At 66.8% G+C, this 16,710-nt stretch carries 18 protein-coding genes; 5 read left to right on the top strand and 13 right to left on the bottom strand.

What is annotated here, in order from left to right; genetic code table 11:
* Positions 1-54: 54 nt before the first annotated feature.
* The 4 genes from BLQ28_RS08915 to BLQ28_RS08900 all read right to left on the bottom strand — a co-directional run bounded on the left by BLQ28_RS08915 (position 55) and on the right by BLQ28_RS08900 (position 3,248).
* Entirely contained in the window at positions 55-801 is a 747-nt protein-coding gene (locus BLQ28_RS08915) for an SDR family oxidoreductase (protein ID WP_093238467.1), read from the bottom strand.
* A 138-nt stretch (positions 802-939) separates the two neighbouring features.
* Positions 940-1,848 carry a helix-turn-helix domain-containing protein gene (locus BLQ28_RS08910; protein ID WP_093238466.1) on the bottom strand — a complete coding sequence of 303 codons (909 nt, stop codon included), beginning with the start codon at positions 1,846-1,848 and terminating at the stop codon, positions 940-942.
* Between the two features lie 110 nt (positions 1,849-1,958).
* Positions 1,959-2,918: a DUF3829 domain-containing protein gene (locus tag BLQ28_RS08905; protein WP_093238465.1), complete on the bottom strand. Its 960-nt coding sequence runs from the start codon at positions 2,916-2,918 to the stop codon at positions 1,959-1,961.
* Between the two features lie 60 nt (positions 2,919-2,978).
* Positions 2,979-3,248: an oxidoreductase-like domain-containing protein gene (locus tag BLQ28_RS08900; RefSeq protein ID WP_093238464.1), complete on the bottom strand. Its 270-nt coding sequence runs from the start codon at positions 3,246-3,248 to the stop codon at positions 2,979-2,981.
* A gap of 73 nt (positions 3,249-3,321) precedes the next feature.
* Here BLQ28_RS08900 and BLQ28_RS08895 point away from each other — a divergent pair, with 73 nt between their 5' ends.
* Positions 3,322-4,515: an acyltransferase family protein gene (locus tag BLQ28_RS08895; RefSeq protein ID WP_256327231.1), complete on the top strand. Its 1,194-nt coding sequence runs from the start codon at positions 3,322-3,324 to the stop codon at positions 4,513-4,515.
* Here the strand turns inward: BLQ28_RS08895 and BLQ28_RS08890 are convergent.
* Both BLQ28_RS08890 and BLQ28_RS08885 read right to left on the bottom strand, forming a co-directional pair.
* On the bottom strand, positions 4,499-5,845 hold the full coding sequence (locus tag BLQ28_RS08890; RefSeq protein WP_256327230.1) for a sensor histidine kinase: 1,347 nt from the start codon (positions 5,843-5,845) through the stop codon (positions 4,499-4,501). The genes BLQ28_RS08895 and BLQ28_RS08890 overlap by 17 nt on opposite strands.
* Entirely contained in the window at positions 5,842-6,525 is a 684-nt protein-coding gene (locus tag BLQ28_RS08885) for a response regulator transcription factor (protein ID WP_093238462.1), read from the bottom strand. Before BLQ28_RS08885 ends, BLQ28_RS08890 begins: the two co-directional genes overlap by 4 nt.
* Before the next feature lie 131 nt (positions 6,526-6,656).
* On the opposite strand from BLQ28_RS08885, the gene BLQ28_RS08880 reads away from it, so the two are divergent.
* Complete coding sequence (locus tag BLQ28_RS08880) at positions 6,657-7,346, top strand: phosphatase PAP2 family protein (RefSeq protein ID WP_256327229.1); 690 nt, start codon at positions 6,657-6,659, stop codon at positions 7,344-7,346.
* 37 nt (positions 7,347-7,383) lie between these two features.
* Here BLQ28_RS08880 and lpxO read toward each other — a convergent pair whose 3' ends face one another.
* The 3 genes from lpxO to BLQ28_RS08865 all read right to left on the bottom strand — a co-directional run bounded on the left by lpxO (position 7,384) and on the right by BLQ28_RS08865 (position 10,490).
* On the bottom strand, positions 7,384-8,280 hold the full coding sequence (gene lpxO / locus BLQ28_RS08875; protein ID WP_093238461.1) for a lipid A hydroxylase LpxO: 897 nt from the start codon (positions 8,278-8,280) through the stop codon (positions 7,384-7,386).
* A 102-nt stretch (positions 8,281-8,382) separates the two neighbouring features.
* On the bottom strand, positions 8,383-9,810 hold the full coding sequence (locus BLQ28_RS08870) for a sensor histidine kinase (RefSeq protein WP_093238460.1): 1,428 nt from the start codon (positions 9,808-9,810) through the stop codon (positions 8,383-8,385).
* Positions 9,807-10,490, bottom strand: coding sequence for a response regulator (locus BLQ28_RS08865; RefSeq protein WP_093238458.1), 684 nt, complete (start codon positions 10,488-10,490; stop codon positions 9,807-9,809). Before BLQ28_RS08865 ends, BLQ28_RS08870 begins: the two co-directional genes overlap by 4 nt.
* 220 nt (positions 10,491-10,710) lie before the next feature.
* On the opposite strand from BLQ28_RS08865, the gene BLQ28_RS08860 reads away from it, so the two are divergent.
* Complete coding sequence (locus BLQ28_RS08860) at positions 10,711-11,790, top strand: alpha/beta fold hydrolase (RefSeq protein WP_176801055.1); 1,080 nt, start codon at positions 10,711-10,713, stop codon at positions 11,788-11,790.
* 163 nt (positions 11,791-11,953) lie between these two features.
* The gene (locus tag BLQ28_RS08855) at positions 11,954-12,307 is read left to right on the top strand and encodes a winged helix-turn-helix transcriptional regulator (protein WP_093238455.1); all 354 of its coding nucleotides are present in this window, start codon (positions 11,954-11,956) and stop codon (positions 12,305-12,307) included.
* A gap of 42 nt (positions 12,308-12,349) precedes the next feature.
* Here the strand turns inward: BLQ28_RS08855 and BLQ28_RS08850 are convergent, their stop codons facing one another.
* Genes BLQ28_RS08850 through BLQ28_RS08840 form a run of 3 tightly spaced genes read right to left on the bottom strand, consistent with a single transcriptional unit; the run spans position 12,350 to position 13,762 of the window.
* Complete coding sequence (locus BLQ28_RS08850; RefSeq protein WP_093238454.1) at positions 12,350-12,751, bottom strand: OsmC family protein; 402 nt, start codon at positions 12,749-12,751, stop codon at positions 12,350-12,352.
* Positions 12,752-12,783: 32 nt separating this feature from the next.
* The gene (locus BLQ28_RS08845) at positions 12,784-13,269 is read right to left on the bottom strand and encodes a GNAT family N-acetyltransferase (RefSeq protein ID WP_093238452.1); all 486 of its coding nucleotides are present in this window, start codon (positions 13,267-13,269) and stop codon (positions 12,784-12,786) included.
* A gap of 25 nt (positions 13,270-13,294) precedes the next feature.
* Positions 13,295-13,762, bottom strand: coding sequence for a winged helix-turn-helix transcriptional regulator (locus tag BLQ28_RS08840; RefSeq protein WP_093238451.1), 468 nt, complete (start codon positions 13,760-13,762; stop codon positions 13,295-13,297).
* A gap of 128 nt (positions 13,763-13,890) precedes the next feature.
* Here BLQ28_RS08840 and BLQ28_RS08835 point away from each other — a divergent pair, with 128 nt between their 5' ends.
* Positions 13,891-15,192: a D-amino acid dehydrogenase gene (locus BLQ28_RS08835; RefSeq protein ID WP_093238449.1), complete on the top strand. Its 1,302-nt coding sequence runs from the start codon at positions 13,891-13,893 to the stop codon at positions 15,190-15,192.
* A gap of 322 nt (positions 15,193-15,514) precedes the next feature.
* Here BLQ28_RS08835 and BLQ28_RS08830 read toward each other — a convergent pair whose 3' ends face one another.
* Positions 15,515-16,597: an aromatic ring-hydroxylating dioxygenase subunit alpha gene (locus BLQ28_RS08830; RefSeq protein ID WP_093238448.1), complete on the bottom strand. Its 1,083-nt coding sequence runs from the start codon at positions 16,595-16,597 to the stop codon at positions 15,515-15,517.
* Positions 16,598-16,710: the final 113 nt, after the last annotated feature.

The raw sequence follows: 16,710 nt of genomic DNA, 5'->3' as shown, positions 1-16,710 counted from the left end.
CCGGCGCAAGCCGGGAACAATCATCCTCGTGTCCTGGCCCGCGCCGGCGCGGCCTTACCAGGGCTGCGTGGTCGGCAGCACGAAGACCTCGGCCACATTGACGTGCGCCGGCGCCTTCAGCGCGAAGAGGATGGTGTCGGCGATGTCCTCGGCCTTGAGAAAGGTCATCTGGTCCTTCAGCGCTTCCATCTGCTCGCGGTACTTCTCGTCGGAGATGTGCTCGAACAGCTCCGACTCGACCGCGCCGGGCTGAATGCAGGTCACGCGGATGTTGTGCTTCGGTGCAACCTCCAGCCGCAGCCCCTCCGAAAACGCCGTGACCGCATGCTTGCTGGCGCAATAGACCGACAGCCCCGGAAACACCTTGCGGCCCGCAATCGACGAAGTGTTCACGATGTGGCCACCGCCTTGCCGCTTCATGTACGGCAGCACTTCCGCCGTCGTGTTGAGCAGGCCCTTCACGTTGACATCCATCATGCGATGCCATTCATCGGTCTTGAGGCTTTCGATATCCGAGATGGGCATCAGGCCGGCGTTGTTGAAGGCGATGTCGATCGCGCCCCAGGCGTCCGCCAGCTTGCGCACGCCCGAGGCGACGGACGCCTGGTCGGTGACGTCCATCTCGATTGCCAGCGCCTCGCCCCCCGCGGCACGGATATCGGCCACGAGTCGATCGAGCCGGTCGCGGCGGCGGGCGGCGACGCCGACCTTCACGCCATTTGCAGCCAACTTGCGCGCGGTGGCGGCACCGATCCCGCTTGAAGCACCGGAGACCAACGCAACTTTTCCATTGAGTTCCATGACAGTTTTCTTCCATTCATCCAGTTGAGGTTTCGTACCTTGTCGTGCCTTTTCGGCACGGGATGAATGGTCGGCTTGCAGCGCGTTTGGAGCGCTCGCGCCGTTGCGGACACTGTCGGGATCTTGCTGTCCGTCGGCTCAGCTCCTGCCGCGGTATTCACTCGGCGCCACGCCCACCTCGCGCCTGAAGACCTGGGCGAAGTGGCTGGGGCTGGTGTAGCCGACGTCGAGACCGATCTCGATCACAGGCTTCGTGGTGTCGCGCAGCAAACGGCGCGCACGTTCGATGCGCATGCGGATGAAGTAGCGCGAAGGCGCGAAGCCCGTCGTCTTCTTGAATGCGCGGCAGAAATGAAATTCGCTGAGCCCCGCCGCGCGTGCCAGCGGTTCGAGCTGGAAACTCCGGGCCAATCCGGCCTCGAGCATGTCGATGATGCGGTGGAGCTTGAACGCGGGCAGGCCGCCGCGCGGTGCGGGAGAGCGCTTGCCGGGGTCGGGATACGCGCGCGCAAGATGGACCGCCAAGCCCTGGGCGAGCCCCTGCACCATCAACGCGCTGGGCTTGTGCCGCGACATGAGTTCGCTGCGCAACTGTTCGAGGAAGAGCGACAGCGTCGGATCGCTCGCGCCGGACACCTCCCTGAGCACCAGCACCGGCTCGTCGTCGGGCTGGATCTCCTTGAAGGCCCGGCGCATGACGTCGAGCCCCAGGTAGACATGCATCACGCGAAAAGGCTCGCTGCCTCGCGTCGTCCAGCGAAGCTCGCACGGCCTCGGAGATGTGGTCAAGAAGAAGTCGCCGACGTTGACCGCATTGGCAATCCAGGTGCCGCCCAGTTCGCGCTCTTCCACGACGGCGCTTCCCGAGAGCACCCATACGATGAGCGGTTCGGGCACGGCCGGGATGATCAGGCTCTCCTGCACCGGCCGGCGCTGGAAGACCTGCACGAGCAGGTCTTTCCACGGCTTGCCCTTGCTGCTGGCAATCAGTTCGCCCGGTACGCGCTCGTCAAGCGCTTCGGCGGTTGCGCGGTCTGTTGAAGGCATGGCGTTCGTCGGTCGGTGCTGTGTTGCAAGGATCGCATCGTCGGTGCCTCGGACCCAGTGACGAGGCATCGCCGCCGCGGATGAGCAATGAGCGAGGCCCCTCGGCCATCTCAACCGCCGCAGTTGTTCGACGCGTCGACCGCGCTGTTGCGCATGTCGAACCACTGGCTGGCGGCCTCGCCCACCGATTTGCCCGAACCGTCTTTCATGGCGGCCACCAGCGTGCGCGTGCCGCCGATGAGGCTGTCGATCTTGTCCTTGTACATCGCGCACACCGGGTCCCACGCGGGCGGTGCCTTCGGATCCTTGCGCAGCGTGCCGAGCTCGGTGTTCGCGGCGCTCACGGCCTGCAGCGCGGTGTCGATGGCGGGCACGTTCTGCTTGTCGTCGAGCGCGGCCTTGACGGCGGTCGCGAGCTTGCGGGTTTCGAGCGAGACCTTCAGCTTGTGGAAGCCGACGGTGCCGGGCTTGAGCGTGGCCAGTTCCGCCTCGTCGCGCTTGAGCGTCTGCGCCGACAGCGCGGTCCCGAAGGCCACGGTGGCCTTGTTGGCCGCGCTCAGTGCCGCAACCAGCGGGCCGTCCATCTGGCGCGCCTTGGCGCCCTTGTCGCTCAGGTATTCCTTGGTGCTTTCGTAGGTGCGGGCTTCCTTGATCAGCGGGTTGACCGTTTCGAGCGCAGCCTTGAGCGCCTTGCCGGGTTCGTCCAGCTCCGGCAGAGACTGCGTCATGGCCATCGCCTTCTCGAACGCACGCAGGGCGGCGTCGACGTCGCCACCGCCGAAGCTGTAGCTGTCCAGCGGCGCGCCGGCCTTGGCGATCTTCGGATTGGCGCGCTGGTAGTCGCGCAGGATCTTGCCGAAGCTGTGCCATTGCAGCAGCTTGTTGTAGGCCATCACGTAGGCATTCAGTTTTTCGACCTGCTGCTTTTCAGGCACCACCAAGCCCGGCGCGGCGGTCGGTGCCGCCGACGACGCCGGTGCATCCGGCTTGCATCCGGCCAGGACGACGGTCAGCGGCAGGGCCAGAACGGCAACGAGACGGGCGGCGTTGTGCGTGCGAAATGCTGTCATGCGGGTTCCTCCTGAAGTGATGAATCCGCAGACTCTAAACGGCGGCGACCGCCGTCTTCTTCAGGTTCCTGTGCTATGGCTGGCGGGTGCGGCAAGGCCCTCGGGCGAAGCGAGCAGCAGCGACGCTTCGTCGCGCCAATAGGCCACTGCCGCCAGCCAGCCTTCCCACACGCAGCCGTTGCAGCCGCGCCCGCAGCAGGTGGTGGGCTCGGGTGGCGGCACGCGCAGGGCGACCTGTTGCGCGGCGGCTTCGGACCGGACGGCCGCGATCAGCGCCTGGGCGCTCGCGAGGTCGGTCGGCGGGGGAAAGTCTGTGTCGGCGAAAGGCATGGGCAGCGGTCGATTGTCGGTGCTTCAGCAGCTCTTCAGGGACGGCGCCGTGTGCTCGCACAGAATCGCGGCGATGGCCCGCTCCGCTGCCAACCCGTCTGTCTTTCCGGCCACGCTGCCGCGCATGGCGCACGTCGATCTGCTGCGTGGCCTGCTGGTGGTGTTCGTCATCCTGCTGCACGCGAACCTGCGCATTCCGTTCGGTCCGCCGGCACTGGCGCAATCGCTCGGGCCGCGGCTCACGGGCATTCTTTTTCGCAGCGGCTACTACGCGGTGATCGTGTTCTTCGTGGTCTCGGGGTATCTCATCACGAGCGCATCGATCTGCCGCTGGGGCCGGTTGTCGCAGGTACGGCCCGCGGCGTTCTATCGCTTGCGCGCCGCGCGCATCCTGCCGAGCCTGCTGCTGCTCCTGGCGGTGTTGAGCGTGCTGCATCTGGCGGGCAGCGCATGGTTCGCGCTCGACACCGACAAGGTCTCGCTCTGGCGTGCGTTGCTGGCGGCGCTGGGGCTGCATCTCAACTGGCTGGAGGCGCAGGTCGGCTACCTGCCCGGGCCCTGGGGCGTGCTGTGGTCGCTGTCGGTGGAAGAGGCCTTCTACCTGTGCTTTCCCCTGCTCTGCGTGCTGATGCGCAACGAGCGGCGGCTGGGCCTGCTGCTGCTCGTGCCGATCGCGCTCGGGCCGTTCGCGCGCAGCGTGTTCAGCGACAACGAACTGTGGCAAGACCACTCGTACCTCTCCGGCATGGACGGCATCGCCTTCGGCTGCCTTGCGGCCCTGCTCGCGCACCGCATGCCCCGGCTGCCATCGGTGGCCGTGCAGCGGCTCGTGCTGATCGCGGGCGTGGTGCTGAGCATGGGTGTCTTCTGCTTTCGCAAGGAGGTGTTCCACCTGGGCCTGACGCGCTTCGGCCTGCAGGTGACGCTGCTCGAGATGGGCGTGGCCCTGCTGCTGGTGGCCACGCAATGGCGGCCGTGGACATGGTGCGAAGGCGCGGCGGCCGCACCGTTGCGCTGGTTCGGGCGGCACAGCTACGAGGTCTACCTGAGCCACATGTTCGTGGTGATTCCCGCCGCCTGGCTGTACCTGCAGGCCGATGCATCGCCTGCGTGGATTCCGCTCTGGTTCGTGGCCGTGGTCGCGGCTTCGGGCCTGCTGGGGCAAGCGGTGGCGCGGTGGTTTTCCGATCCGTGCAACCGCGCGCTCAGGGCGCCGGGAGGGTTCGGCGCACTCAGGTCGTTCAGGCCGCTCAGGCGTCGAGGTTGAGTTCGAGCCGCATCTTCGCGCCGCCCGACTCGCTCGATCCGATGGTCAGCTGGCCGCCATGCAAGCGCGCGACCTCGGCCACCAGGTGCAGCCCGAGACCGGCCCCGCGGCCGCGCGGCACGAGCCGGTGGAACGGCGCCACCACGCGCTCGCGGTCGGCTTCGGGAATGCCGGGGCCCGAGTCGAGCACCTCGATGCACGACGGCTCGCACAGCCGCACCTGGATGTCGCAGCCCTGCCCGCCATGCTCGATGGCGTTCTGGATCAGGTTGGCGAGCGCGCGTTCGAGCGAGGGCGCATCGCCGTGCACCGCCAGTGCATGCGGTGCATCGACCGACAGCGTGCAGCGGTTCATGATCGCCAGCGGCGCGATGTCGGCCGCCGCCCGCTCGCACAGCGCCTTCAGATCCACCTGCTGGTCGTGCGATGCGATGTGGTCGAGGCGCTGCAGGTCGAGCAACTGCTCGGCCAGCGTGGCCAGTCGCGCCGAGGCCTGCATCAGCTTCACCTTGAGCGGGCCGTTCGGCAGCCCTTCGAGGTGGATCTGCAGCGTGGTGATGGGCGTGCGCAACTCGTGCGCCGCATCGGCCAGAAAGCGCTCCTGCCGGTCGTAGCCTTCGTTGAGGCGGTCGAAGGCGCGGTTGACGGCATTGACCAGCGGCCGGATCTCGCTGGCCACGTTGTCCAGCGGCAGGCGCGTGGTGCGCTCGTGCACGTCGATGCTCTCCGCATGTTCGGCGGTGGCCACCACGCCCTTCAGGCCGCGCTTGACCACGAAGGGCGTGGCCAGGATCACGCCGAGGCTGGTCAGCAGCGCCATCGGCGCCACCAGAAACAGGAACACCATGCCCGTGCCCTTGAGCGTGTTCTTGACCGTCAGCGGCCCACCGGTCTGCACCATCACGTTGACCGGGCCCGCACTGCTCTGCACACGCTCGAAGCGGGCCTTGGGCTGCGTGTTGTCCGACGAGGGTTCGATGCCCATGCGCTCCATGCCGTTGAGTGCGGACAGGAGCGCGACATACCTCGGCGGCACCTCGCCTTCGCGGATTTCACCGCCCTTGTCATCGCGGGCGATGAACCAGAAGGGCGGATCGGCCTTCTGCAGGCGCTGGAACTCGGACGTCGGCGCCATGACGAGCTTGCCCTGGGCATCGCGGGCCAGCGCCCGTTGGATCACCCCGATGGTCTCCTGCCCGGTTTCGTCGACCATGCGGCCCAACACCCAGACCAGGCCGATGAAGCCGCCCAGCACCAGCGAGCCGACCACCACCTGCAACAGGATCAGGCTCCAGATCAGCCGCCACCGCAGCGAGAGCAGGCTCATCATGGGGAAGACGACGTGGCGCAGATCAGGTAGCCCACGCCGCGTATGGCATGGATCTCGACCTGCGCGCCGGCCTTGTCGAGCTTGGAGCGCAGGCGCGACACGTGCGTGTCGAGCGCGTTGGACTGGATCTCGTCCTTGTGGCCGTACACGCGGTCTTGCAGTGCCTCGCGCAGCACCGTGCGGCCCCGGTGCTCCAGCAGGGCCTCGAGCACGAGCAGTTCGCGGCGCGGCAAGGTGAGGCTCTGCTCGCCCACGTGGGCCTGGCGCGCGTGATGGTCGAAGTGCAGCTGCCCGAGCGTCATGACGAGGTGGGTGCGCACCGCCGGGCGCCGCGCCAGCGCGCGCACGCGCGCCATCAGCTCGTCCATTGAAAAAGGCTTGGCCAGGTAGTCGTCGGCGCCGCCGTCCAGGCTGAGCACGCGCTCGGCCACGTCGGTCATGGCGGTGAGCACCAGCACCGCCGTGGCGATGTCGTTCTGGCGCAGGAAGGACACGAGCGACAGGCCATCGCCATCGGGCAGGCCGCGGTCGAGCACGATCACGTCATGCTGGGCGCCGAGCACGGCCTCTTCGGCTTCGCGCAGCGAGCCCGCCACGTCGACCACCGCCTGGTTCTGACGCAGCGCCGACGCCAGGGCTTGCGCCAGATCGACTTCGTCTTCGACAAGCAGGATTCTCATGAGGGAGGCAGTACACCGGGGGCTGGAAAAAGAAGCGGGCCATTCTAGGAGAGGGCTTCGCAAGGAAGGCGCAATGTTCGCGCAATGCAGGTGCATAAGCTGTGCCGTTTCGTCCTACACACGCTGCATCGGTGACATCCCGCCCCGCGAGCCCCTCTTCCCTGCGTTCAGTGCCCTGGTACATGGCGTTGGGACAGCGGATCGCCACGCTCTGGGTGGTCAAGATGATCGGCACCGCGCTCGGCATCACGGGCTTTTTCTTCCTGTACTTCTGGGTGATGCACAACCCGCCGTCGGAGCCGACGGTGATGCCGCTCACCCCGCTCGACCACTGGGTCGGCGTGAGCGACGATGCGATGCTGCTGTACGGCTCGCTGTGGTTCTACATCTCGCTGCCCTCGGCCCTTGCAAGGGACAAGGCCGAACTGTGGGCCTGTGCGCGCGACGCCGCGATCATGGCGGCCGTTGGCCTGGTGGTCTTCTGGTTCTTTCCGACCACGGTGCCAGTGTTTCCAGTCGACTGGGCAAACTACCCGGCGCTGCAGTTCCTCAAGGCCACCGACGTAGGCGGCAATGCATTTCCGTCGCTGCACGTCGCGTTCGCGGTGCTCACCACGGTGATGCTGGGGCGCCAACTGCGCAGCGTGAAGGCGCCCGACTGGACGCATGCGGTGAGTGTGCTGTGGTCGCTGGGCATCGTCTATTCGACGCTGGCAACGCGCCAGCACGTGCTGATCGACGTGCTCGGCGGCATGCTGCTCGCGGGCGTGGTCAGTTGGGCCGGGACCGCGCGCAGCGGACTGGTGTGGCGCGAAGCCTAGGCGCCCAGGGCATCTTGAGTACCCTGGGCACGGGGTCTCACCAGAAGATCCAGAGCGCGAGGCCGCCGAAGATGGCCCACTTCACAAGGTAGTACACGCGCTTGTCCCAGGCCTTCAGGCGCTTGCCGACCACGCGGATCTGGTAGATGTACTTGAACGCGCGGTTGATGCCGCCCGTCTTGTCGCCGGCATCGTTGGGCGAGCTGGCGGCGGCCAGCAGGTTCTTGGCGAACCAGCGGTTCACTGCGCTGGCCCAGCGGTACTTCAGCGGGCGCTCGATGTCGCAGAACAGGATCACGCGATCGTGGTCGGTCGTGTTCTCGGCGTAGTGGATGAAGGTTTCGTCGAACACCACGGCCTCGCCGTCGCGCCAGTGGTAGCGCTGGCCGTCCACGTCGATGTAGCAGCCCTCGACGCCGGGCGTCCACAGGCCCAGGTGGTAGCGCAGCGAACCGGCGAAGGGGTCGCGGTGGCGCACCAGGCGGCTGCCGGGCGGCAGCTCGGCGAACATGGCGGCCTTGATGGTGCCGATGCCCTTGAGCAGTTCGGTCGTGCGCGGGCACAGCACCGCGGCCGACGGATGCGCCTCGTCGTACCACTTGAGGTAGAAGCGCTTCCAGCCGCTCTTGAAGAAGGAGTTGAAGCCCACGTCGTTGAACTGGCTCGACGCCTTGATGCTGCCGCCGTTGCGCATGGCCAGCGCTTCTTCGCGGATGACTTCCCAGTTCTCTTCGAGGATGCGCATTTCGGGAAACTGCGCGGGCGACAGGTACGGCGTACCCGGCACCTTCGAGAAAAGGTACATGAAGACGTTCAGCGGGGCGAGGAAGGTCGAGTGGTCAGAGAGCTGTCTGAAGAACTTGTGCCGGACCTGGCCGCGGAAATGAACGTAGAGCGCGCTGAGCGCGAAGATAGCAAGAATGACCCACTTCATTTTGGAAAGTGTCCTGTAGAGCGCACCGGCTAGTGTAAATCGGGGCCCCGAAACGGACCTGACCAGGCCCTTTGACCGTGTCCCGCCCCCGGGGAAGAAGGTTCAGCTGCAGAGCATGGGCTGCGGCGCCTCGGCCATCGCCAGCGGCAGCCGCACCGAGGCCAGCAGGCCGCCCCCCGGGGCTTCGCCCAGCACCACTTCGCCGCCGTGCTTGTCGACCACCGACTTGACGATGGCCAGCCCCAGGCCGCTGCCGCTCTGGCTCTGGTCGGGGTTGCGGAAGAAGCGGTCGAACACCCGCTCGCGCAGCACGGCCGGAATGCCCGGCCCCTGGTCGGCCACGGTCAGCAGGGCCTGCGCGCCATCGCACGCCACATGCACCGTGACGGTTGCGCCCGGCGGGCTGTACTTGATCGCGTTGTTGATGAGGTTGTCGATCATCGAGACCAGGCTCTCGCGCTCGCCGAGCACCGGCACGCGCTCGTCGCTCACCAGCTCCAGCTCGACGTCGCGGGCACTGGCCAGGCCTTCGATCATGGCCAGCCGGTCTTGCACCAGCGCATCGAGAGACAGCATGACCGGCAGCGTGTTGTCGGACACCGCATCGCTGCGCATGAGCTGCAGCAGCTGGCCCACCAGCCGCGCCGCGCGGTCGTTGCTTCGCAGCAGGTTGCCCATGAGTTCGCGCTGGCCCTCGTCGGTACTCTGCTCTTTCAGCGCCTCCACGTTCACGCGCATCGCGGCCAGCGGCGTGCGCAGCTCGTGGGCCGCATCGGCGATCAGGCTGCGCTCGCGCGAGGTGCTGTCGCGCACGCGCTGCAACAGGCTGTTGATGCTCTGCACCAGCGGCTGCAGTTCCTTGTGGGGCGGCGTATACGACAGCGGCGTCAGGTCGTTCGGGCCGCGCTCGGCGGTCTCCTTGCTCACCTGCCGCCATGGACGCAGCGCCAGCCGCACCGACAGCCACGCCGGAAAGATCAGAAACGGCAGGCTGATCACCAGCGGCAGCAGGTAGAAGCCCCGGTACATGACCGTGACCGTCAGCCGCCAGACGCTGGGCTCGGCCAGCATCACGCTGGTGTCGGAGTTGGGCGACGCCAGCGTGCGCGCGCGCCACTCGCGCCCGCCCGCCTTGACGGTCTCGATGAGGTTCGGCGCCGAATTCAGGATGACGGGCACGGCCGCCGTCGAGCGATAGATCAGCTTGCCGCGTTGCCACACCTGCATGACCGGCGAGGTGTCCGATGCGGCATCGCCGTCGCCCACGGTTTCGAGCAGCGCAGCATCGAAGGCGGCGAGCGTTTCCTGCTGCTTGTCGGGCCGATCGGCCAGGTTCTGCGCGATCGAGGTGACGGTCTGGAAGATCTTGTCGTACTTCAGCAGCTCCGGATCTTCGTACGAGTCGTACAGCAGCAGCGCGATGGCCATGGTCCACAGCAGCGCGACCACGCCCATCTGCGCCAGCAGCAGGCGCCGCATCAGGGAAGGTTGTTTCCAGTTCTTCCAGCGCTGCGCCAGCGCCTGCATCATTTCGGGCTGCTCCGCACCAGCGATTGCACGTCGATCACATAACCGATGCCGCGCACCGTGCGGATGTAGCCCTGGCCGATCTTGCGGCGCAAGTTGGAGATATGCACTTCCAGCGAGTTGCTGCCGTTGGCCTGCCCGCCGGGCAGCACCTGCTCTTCCATCACGCGGCGCGTGACCACGCGGCCGGTGCGCTTGAGCAGCAGCGCCAGCAGGTCGAACTCGCAGCGCGACAGCTCCACCGGCTCGCCGTCGACGATCACGCCGCGCGTGGGCTCGTGCAGCGCCAGGCCGCGCATGCGGATGGTCTCGTCGTTGAAGCCGTAGCTGCGGCGCGCCAATGCCCGCACGCGCGACAGCAGCTCGGCCAGCGCGAAGGGCTTGACGAGGTAGTCGTCGGCGCCGTCGTCCAGGCTGCGCAGGCGGTCGTTGAGCGCATCGCGTGCGCTCAGCACCAGCACCGGCAGGATCTGCCGGTCGCGGCGCAGGCGGAACAGCAGGTCGAGCCCATCGCCATCGGGCAGCCCGAGGTCGAGCAGCACCATGTCGAAGGTTCCGCCGTCGAGGGTACGCAGCGCATCGTCCAGGCGGCGGACCCACACCACGTCCATGCCCTGATTGGCCAGGGCGATGCGCACGCCATTGCCGAGATCAAGGTCGTCCTCAACAAGCAAAAGATTCATGGGTCTCCACGCGAAATCGCCCGATTCCGGGATAAGGGCCGAAGTATCTGCCAAGCCCCGGCAGCGCACTTCAGGAAATCTTCATTAATCCCGCAGCGGTTCTTCAGGTACGAAAACGACACTGGAGCGACCCCTTACCCCTTGCACACGGAGCATCGATTTGAATCGACCACCAGTCCCGCCTGCCCGGCCCACCCGGTTTCAACCCCGGCGCAGAGACGTGCTGCGCGCCCTGGCGGCCTGCCCGCCGGCCTTTGCACTTGCCGGTGTCGCCGGGCTCGCGGCCTGCGGCGGCAGCAGCGGTGCGCGCGTCGGCGTCGGAGCCGGCACGGGCAACGGACCCGTGGCCGTCACCGACCGGCGCGTGAAGGTGTCTGGCACGCCCGATGTGTCTTTGCAGGTGCGCGACTGGCAGCGCCCCGGCACCACCGGGCCGACCATTGTGCTGCTGCCGGGCCTGGGCGGCAACGCCCGCTGCTTCGACAGCCTCGCGCCCGCGCTGGCGTCCCGCTCGCGCGTGCTGGCGATCAGCCGGCGAGGCTACGGCCTGTCGGACAAGCCGGTGCCGGTGAAGACGGCGACGCAGCACTACGAGGTGGACACGCTCACCTCCGACCTGAAGGCGGTGCTCGACGAACTGGGCCTCTTGCGCGTGGTGCTCGGCGGCCATTCGATTGCGGGCAACGAGCTGACGCGTTTTGCAGGCCGCTACCCCGAGCGGGTGCGCGGGCTGGTCTACCTCGACACCACCTTCGACTACACGCTGAACGGCGACACCGGCGGCGAGGAACTGCCGCTCAACCGCCGGCTCGACGAACCCAGGCCGACCGCCAGGGACAGCCGCTCGCTGCAGGCCGCCATCGCATTCAACCGGCGCAAGACCAAGAACTGGTGGCCCCCGCTCGAGGCGAACCTGCTCGATGCCGTCGACCTGCGCATCGACGGCAGCGTGCGAATGAAAACGTCGGAAGCCATCGACACCGCCGTGGACACGGCCGCCCACAGCTTCTCGCCGGACTATAAGGCCGTGCGCGCCCCGGCGCTGGTCGTGACCGCCCTGCCCGCCGACAACCGCGACCTGTTTCCCTGGCTCGAACTGCCGCTGGACGCGAAGACCGAGAAGGACGCGGCCGACTACCTGCGCATCTTCCGGCGCGCACGCATCTCGGACTCGAATCTCCTGGTGGCCGCGCTGAACACCCCGCACCGGCTGACCCTCGACAACTGCGGCCACACCGACTTCTACATGGAGCGCGAGGCCGAGGTGTTGCGGGCGATCCAGTTCATGACGTGGGCCTGAGCGCCGACACCACCTCCCCCGCCATCGCGTGCGCCTTGCTGCTGCCTGGGCATGCGATGCCGCCGGCCAGCGCCTTCAGCCATGAAGAGCATCGCGCCGGTGGTTCGGCCGTCGCGGACGCACAAACAACCCTCTCGTCTCTCCTGTCAGTAACGGAACCCTCATGAAGTCCAAGAAAACCGGCCACCGCGGCATCGGCCCCGCATTCGACGTCATCGGCGGCAAATGGAAAGCGGTGATCCTCTGGGAGCTGCACGCACAACCCTGCCGCTTCGGCGAACTGAAGCGGCTGCTGCCGGGCATCAGCGAGAAGATGCTGATCCAGCAACTGCGCGAGCTGGAAGCCGATGGCATCGTCCATCGCGAGGTGTTCCACGAGGTGCCGCCTCGTGTCGAATATTCCGAGACCAAGCTGGGCACCACGCTCAACGAGGCGCTCGCCCCGCTGGCGGCCTGGGGCGACCGCCATGCAAAGCGTGTCGACGCCGCGCGCAAGAAGGCCGAAGCGGCGAAGTGACCGTGCGCGCCGCACGTGCTTACTGCGTGCTGCGCCGATCGATCAATCGGCCCAGCCGGTCTCGATCTCGGTTTTCACCTCGGTCATGAGCTTGTGGACCGGGCACTTGCCCGCCACGCGCAGCAGCTCGTCGCGCTGCGTTTCGGTGAGGTTGCCGCTCAGGCGCAGACCCGACTTCAGGCGATAGACGCCCTTGCGTTCTTCGCTGTCGTCGCGGTCGACCACGACCTCGATGTCTTCCACCGGAATGCCCTTGCGGCGCGCATAGATCAGCACCGTCAACGCCTTGCAGGCAGCCAGCGATGCGTCGTACAGGTCGTGCGGCGTCGGGCCGCCATCGCTGCCGCCGCCCTCCGGCGAGGCATCGACCGGAATCTCGTGGTTGCGGATCTTGAGGGTGTGGCGCGTGCCGGTGGTGTCGTCGCGGCGGATCGAAATGCTCATGCCGGTGTCCTTGGTGAAGGGAAGAAATTCATTCAGGGCGCGAGCGGCTTCACGTACAGGATGGTCGTGAAACCGCTGTGCCATTCGAGATCGGGGTAGCGGCCCGCCTCGCGGTAGCCGTGCGCCGTGTAGAAGCCCTGGCTGCTTTCGTTGAAGGTGTCGGTTTCGAGCCGCGCCACCTCGACGCCCGCCGCGCGCATGCCGTCTTCGGCGAAGGCCATCAGCGCGCGGGCGATGCCCTTGCGCTGGTGCGCGGTGGGCACGTGCAGCGCATGCACGAAGTCGTGTTCCCAGTGCACCATGCCGACCACTTCGCCGCCGATCTCGGCAACGAAGAAGGCGGTGCCCATCTGGTCGATATAGCCGACCGGCTCGCCGCTCTCGCGGTAGGCCTGCAGGGCCTCGGGCGTGAGCTGCGGCTGCCAGGTGCTCGCGAAGGTGTCGTCGAGGATGGCCTTGACGGCGTCGAAGTCGGCGAGTTGCCAGGGGCGGATGGTGATGGCGGTGGTGTCTTGCATGCGCTCGCGATGGTAGCCGCGGGGCTCAGCGGTCGACGGCGAGCATCAAGGTCTCCTTGATCTCTTCCATGACCACGTAGCTGTGCGACTCGGCCGCCACCGGCAGCTTCTTCAAGATGTCGCCCAGCAGGTGCCGGTACTCGCTCATGCCGCTCAGGCGCGCCTTCACGAGGTAGTCGAAGCTGCCCGACACCAGGTGGCATTCGAGCACCTCGGGCATGTGCAGCAGCTCCTGCTTCACCTTGTCGAACACGTCGCCCGACTTGGCCGACAGCTTGATCTCGACGAACACCAGCAGCGTCTTGCCCAGCGCCTCGGGCGACACGCGCGCGTGGTAGCCGGTGATGACGCCGTCGCGCTCCATGCGCTTGACGCGCTCGGCACACGGCGAGGCCGACAGGCCGATGTGCTCGGCCAGCTCGGTCATGGAAACACGGCCCTGGCGCTGCAGCAGGTCGAGGATCTTGCGGTCGATTCGGTCGAGTTCGGGCATTTCACTCCGCGCGTGGCATTGGAGGTTTTTCGGCAGTGGATTTCACCGTCAAACCCTCAAAAACAATGGAATCCACTGCATTGTGCACTTTAGATTCACATCATTCCATTTGAATCAGCGGATACACCATGAAAGTCATCGTTCTCGGCGGCGGCGTGATCGGCACCACCACGGCTTACTACCTCGCACGCTCCGGCGCCGAGGTCACCCTGCTCGACCGGCAGGCCGGCCCGGCGGAAGAAACCAGCTTCGGCAATGCCGGCCAGGTGTCGCCCGGCTACTCCACGCCGTGGGCCGCGCCGGGCATTCCGCTGAAGGCGATCAAGTGGATGTTCCAGAAGCACGCGCCGCTGTCGATCCGCCCCGACGGCACGCTCTACCAGCTGCGCTGGATGGCCGCGATGCTGCGCAACTGCTCGCCCGAGCGCTATGCGATCAACAAGGAACGCATGATGCGCGTGGCCGAATACAGCCGCGGCTGCCTGCAGCAACTGCGCGCCGACACCGGCCTGCAGTACGAGCAGCGCACCGGCGGCACGCTGCAACTGTTCCGCACGCAGGCGCAGCTCGATGCGGTGCAACGCGACATCGCGGTGCTCGAAGAATGCGGCGTGCCTTACGAACTGCTCGACCGCGATGCGCTCGCCCGCGTCGAGCCCGCGCTGGCCGGCGCGCGCGACCGCCTCACGGGCGGCCTGCGCCTGCCCAACGACGAAACCGGCGACTGCCACCTGTTCACGCGCGGCCTGGCCGACATCGCACGCGGCCTGGGCGTGGACTTCCGCTTCGGCCAGACCATCGACGGCCTCGAAACCGACGGCGACCGCATCACCGGCGTGCGCACCACCACCGGCAAGATCCTCACGGCCGACCGCTATGTGATGGCCTTCGGCAGCTACTCGCGCGCCGCCATCGCATCGCTGGGCCTCGACATTCCGGTCTACCCGGTCAAGGGCTATTCGCTCACCGTGCCGCTGGTCGACGAATCGCTCGCGCCGCAATCGACCGTGCTCGACGAAACGTACAAGGTGGCCGTCACGCGCTTCGACAACCGCATCCGCGTGGGCGGCATGGCCGAACTCGGCGGCTACGACCTGCGCCTGAACCCGAACCGCCGCGCCACGCTCGAGAAGGTGGTGAGCGACCTGTTCCCCGGCGGCGACCTGCCCGCCGCCAGCTTCTGGACCGGCCTGCGCCCGATGACGCCCGACAGCACGCCCATCGTCGGCGCCACGCGCTACGGCAACCTGTTCCTCAACACCGGCCACGGCACGCTGGGCTGGACCATGGCCTGCGGCTCGGGCAAGCTGATCTCCGACATGGTGACCGGCCAGCGGCCGGAGATCCGTACCGACGGGCTGGGCATGGACCGCTACGAAGAGACGTCGTCGCGCGGTACGCGGCCGAGCCCTGCGGCTGCACCGGCCTGACGCTGGGGCGCACGTCGCGGTTTGCGCGCTGCCGTTCAGGGCGGCGCCCACGCCGACGGCGTACTCCCCTCCGCGAATGTCCCCCGGGGCTGCGCCCCTCCTCCTTTATTTCGCTGCGGGGAGCACGCCGCCGGCGTGAGCGTTATCAGAGCGGTCGTTGATCGGCGATGTACCTGCAGCGTGCCCTGTGCGAATGGCATCGGGTGCTCCCCGCAGCGAAATAAAGGAGGAGCGAAGCGGGGGACATTCGCGGAGGGGAGTACCCGATGTCATTCGCACGCGCCCCGAACGACAGCACCCAAGACAACAGCGCAAGAGCCCCTCAAGCCGCCTTGGCGATAGGAACAACCGCGCTGTTCATGCCGCGATAAACCTCGGCCTCGCCATGCTTCGCCAGCAACTGCATCAGGTGCTTGCGGATCAACATCCCAGGCCGGTCCGACTCCATCGAATACTCGACCCCACGCCGCCGCGTATCGACCAACGCATCAGGGTCCGTCGACTCCAGGATGTCCTTGTCCTCCCGCGTGATCTCCTCGTCGAAATCGATCAGCATCTGCGCCGCGCAATCCGCCTCGGTGTCGTTGCGGAACAGCCATTGGCACAGCTGCATGCGGCCGTCGTCGATGGGCGTGAAGCAGTTGATGATGATGTGGCGGATGCCCGAGGGGTACTCGATGTCGAGCCGGCGCGAGAACGGCAGAAAGTAGGCGTTGCGCATGTGGCGCGTGGTGATCGCATCGGTCACGCCGCTGATCGCGTGGAACTTCACCGGGTTGTTCGCTTCGATCACCGTCTCCGCGTAGAAGCCCGCGTCGTTCTCGACCAGTTCGTACTTGCTCGGCTTCGGGCTCGCGGCCACGCCGAAAGTGGCGCGATGCACAAAGCTGAAGTGCGAGTTGTCGAAGGAGTTTTCGAGCGCGCGCATCGGGCTGGTCTGCCACTCCTCGTAGAACTGGAAGATGGTGCGGTAGCCCACGTCCTCGAACTCCGGAATCGCCGGAATGTCGGCAATGGGTTCTTCCAGCGCCACCCATGCGTAGCCGTAACGCGAAGTGCAGCGGTAGGCCGTGGTGCGGTAGTCGGGCGAAATCTTGCGGTCGGCCTCGTACTGCGGAATCCGGATCACCTGCCCGCTGCGGTCGTAAGTCCAGCCGTGGTAGCCGCATTGAATGGCGCCTTGCCCGCAGGCCTTGCCTTCGCCATCCACGCACCAGCCCTTGGAAAGCTTTGCTGTGCGATGGCAGCAGCGGTCGCGCAGCGCGGCGGGCTGGCCGTCGGCGTCGATGAAGAGAACGATGTCTTCGCCCAGCAGCCTGAAAGGCTTGGGGCCGTGGGCCAGTTCGGTGAGCGGCATGACGGCATGCCAGAACTTGCGGAAGACGGGTTGTTGGGTGACGAGCATGCGCGGACTCCTTCTGTGTGCGTGTGGGGACGAACGTGAAAGAGCAATTTCCGACCGCGGTGCCTTCCAGGTGTGTGAAGGCAAGGGGCTGAACGCTTCTACTCTGCGCCAGA

It is taken from the genome of Variovorax sp. EL159 (assembly GCF_900100965.1).
In the GTDB taxonomy this organism is placed as follows: Bacteria; Pseudomonadota; Gammaproteobacteria; order Burkholderiales; family Burkholderiaceae_C; genus Variovorax.
The sequence above is the reverse complement of the archived record's forward strand: the minus strand, read 5'-3'. Positions and strand labels throughout refer to the sequence as shown.

Bases quoted from the DNA above. Each gene is read 5' to 3' on its own strand.
- BLQ28_RS08915 (WP_093238467.1), bottom strand. From the start codon at position 801: ATGGAACTCAATGGAAAAGTTGCGTTGGTCTCCGGTGCTTCAAGCGGG.
- BLQ28_RS08910 (WP_093238466.1), bottom strand. From the start codon at position 1,848: ATGCCTTCAACAGACCGCGCAACCGCCGAAGCGCTTGACGAGCGCGTA.
- BLQ28_RS08905 (WP_093238465.1), bottom strand. From the start codon at position 2,918: ATGACAGCATTTCGCACGCACAACGCCGCCCGTCTCGTTGCCGTTCTG.
- BLQ28_RS08900 (WP_093238464.1), bottom strand. From the start codon at position 3,248: ATGCCTTTCGCCGACACAGACTTTCCCCCGCCGACCGACCTCGCGAGC.
- BLQ28_RS08895 (WP_256327231.1), top strand. From the start codon at position 3,322: ATGGCCCGCTCCGCTGCCAACCCGTCTGTCTTTCCGGCCACGCTGCCG.
- BLQ28_RS08890 (WP_256327230.1), bottom strand. From the start codon at position 5,845: ATGATGAGCCTGCTCTCGCTGCGGTGGCGGCTGATCTGGAGCCTGATC.
- BLQ28_RS08885 (WP_093238462.1), bottom strand. From the start codon at position 6,525: ATGAGAATCCTGCTTGTCGAAGACGAAGTCGATCTGGCGCAAGCCCTG.
- lpxO (WP_093238461.1), bottom strand. From the start codon at position 8,280: ATGAAGTGGGTCATTCTTGCTATCTTCGCGCTCAGCGCGCTCTACGTT.
- BLQ28_RS08870 (WP_093238460.1), bottom strand. From the start codon at position 9,810: ATGATGCAGGCGCTGGCGCAGCGCTGGAAGAACTGGAAACAACCTTCC.
- BLQ28_RS08865 (WP_093238458.1), bottom strand. From the start codon at position 10,490: ATGAATCTTTTGCTTGTTGAGGACGACCTTGATCTCGGCAATGGCGTG.
- BLQ28_RS08855 (WP_093238455.1), top strand. From the start codon at position 11,954: ATGAAGTCCAAGAAAACCGGCCACCGCGGCATCGGCCCCGCATTCGAC.
- BLQ28_RS08850 (WP_093238454.1), bottom strand. From the start codon at position 12,751: ATGAGCATTTCGATCCGCCGCGACGACACCACCGGCACGCGCCACACC.
- BLQ28_RS08845 (WP_093238452.1), bottom strand. From the start codon at position 13,269: ATGCAAGACACCACCGCCATCACCATCCGCCCCTGGCAACTCGCCGAC.
- BLQ28_RS08840 (WP_093238451.1), bottom strand. From the start codon at position 13,762: ATGCCCGAACTCGACCGAATCGACCGCAAGATCCTCGACCTGCTGCAG.
- BLQ28_RS08835 (WP_093238449.1), top strand. From the start codon at position 13,891: ATGAAAGTCATCGTTCTCGGCGGCGGCGTGATCGGCACCACCACGGCT.
- BLQ28_RS08830 (WP_093238448.1), bottom strand. From the start codon at position 16,597: ATGCTCGTCACCCAACAACCCGTCTTCCGCAAGTTCTGGCATGCCGTC.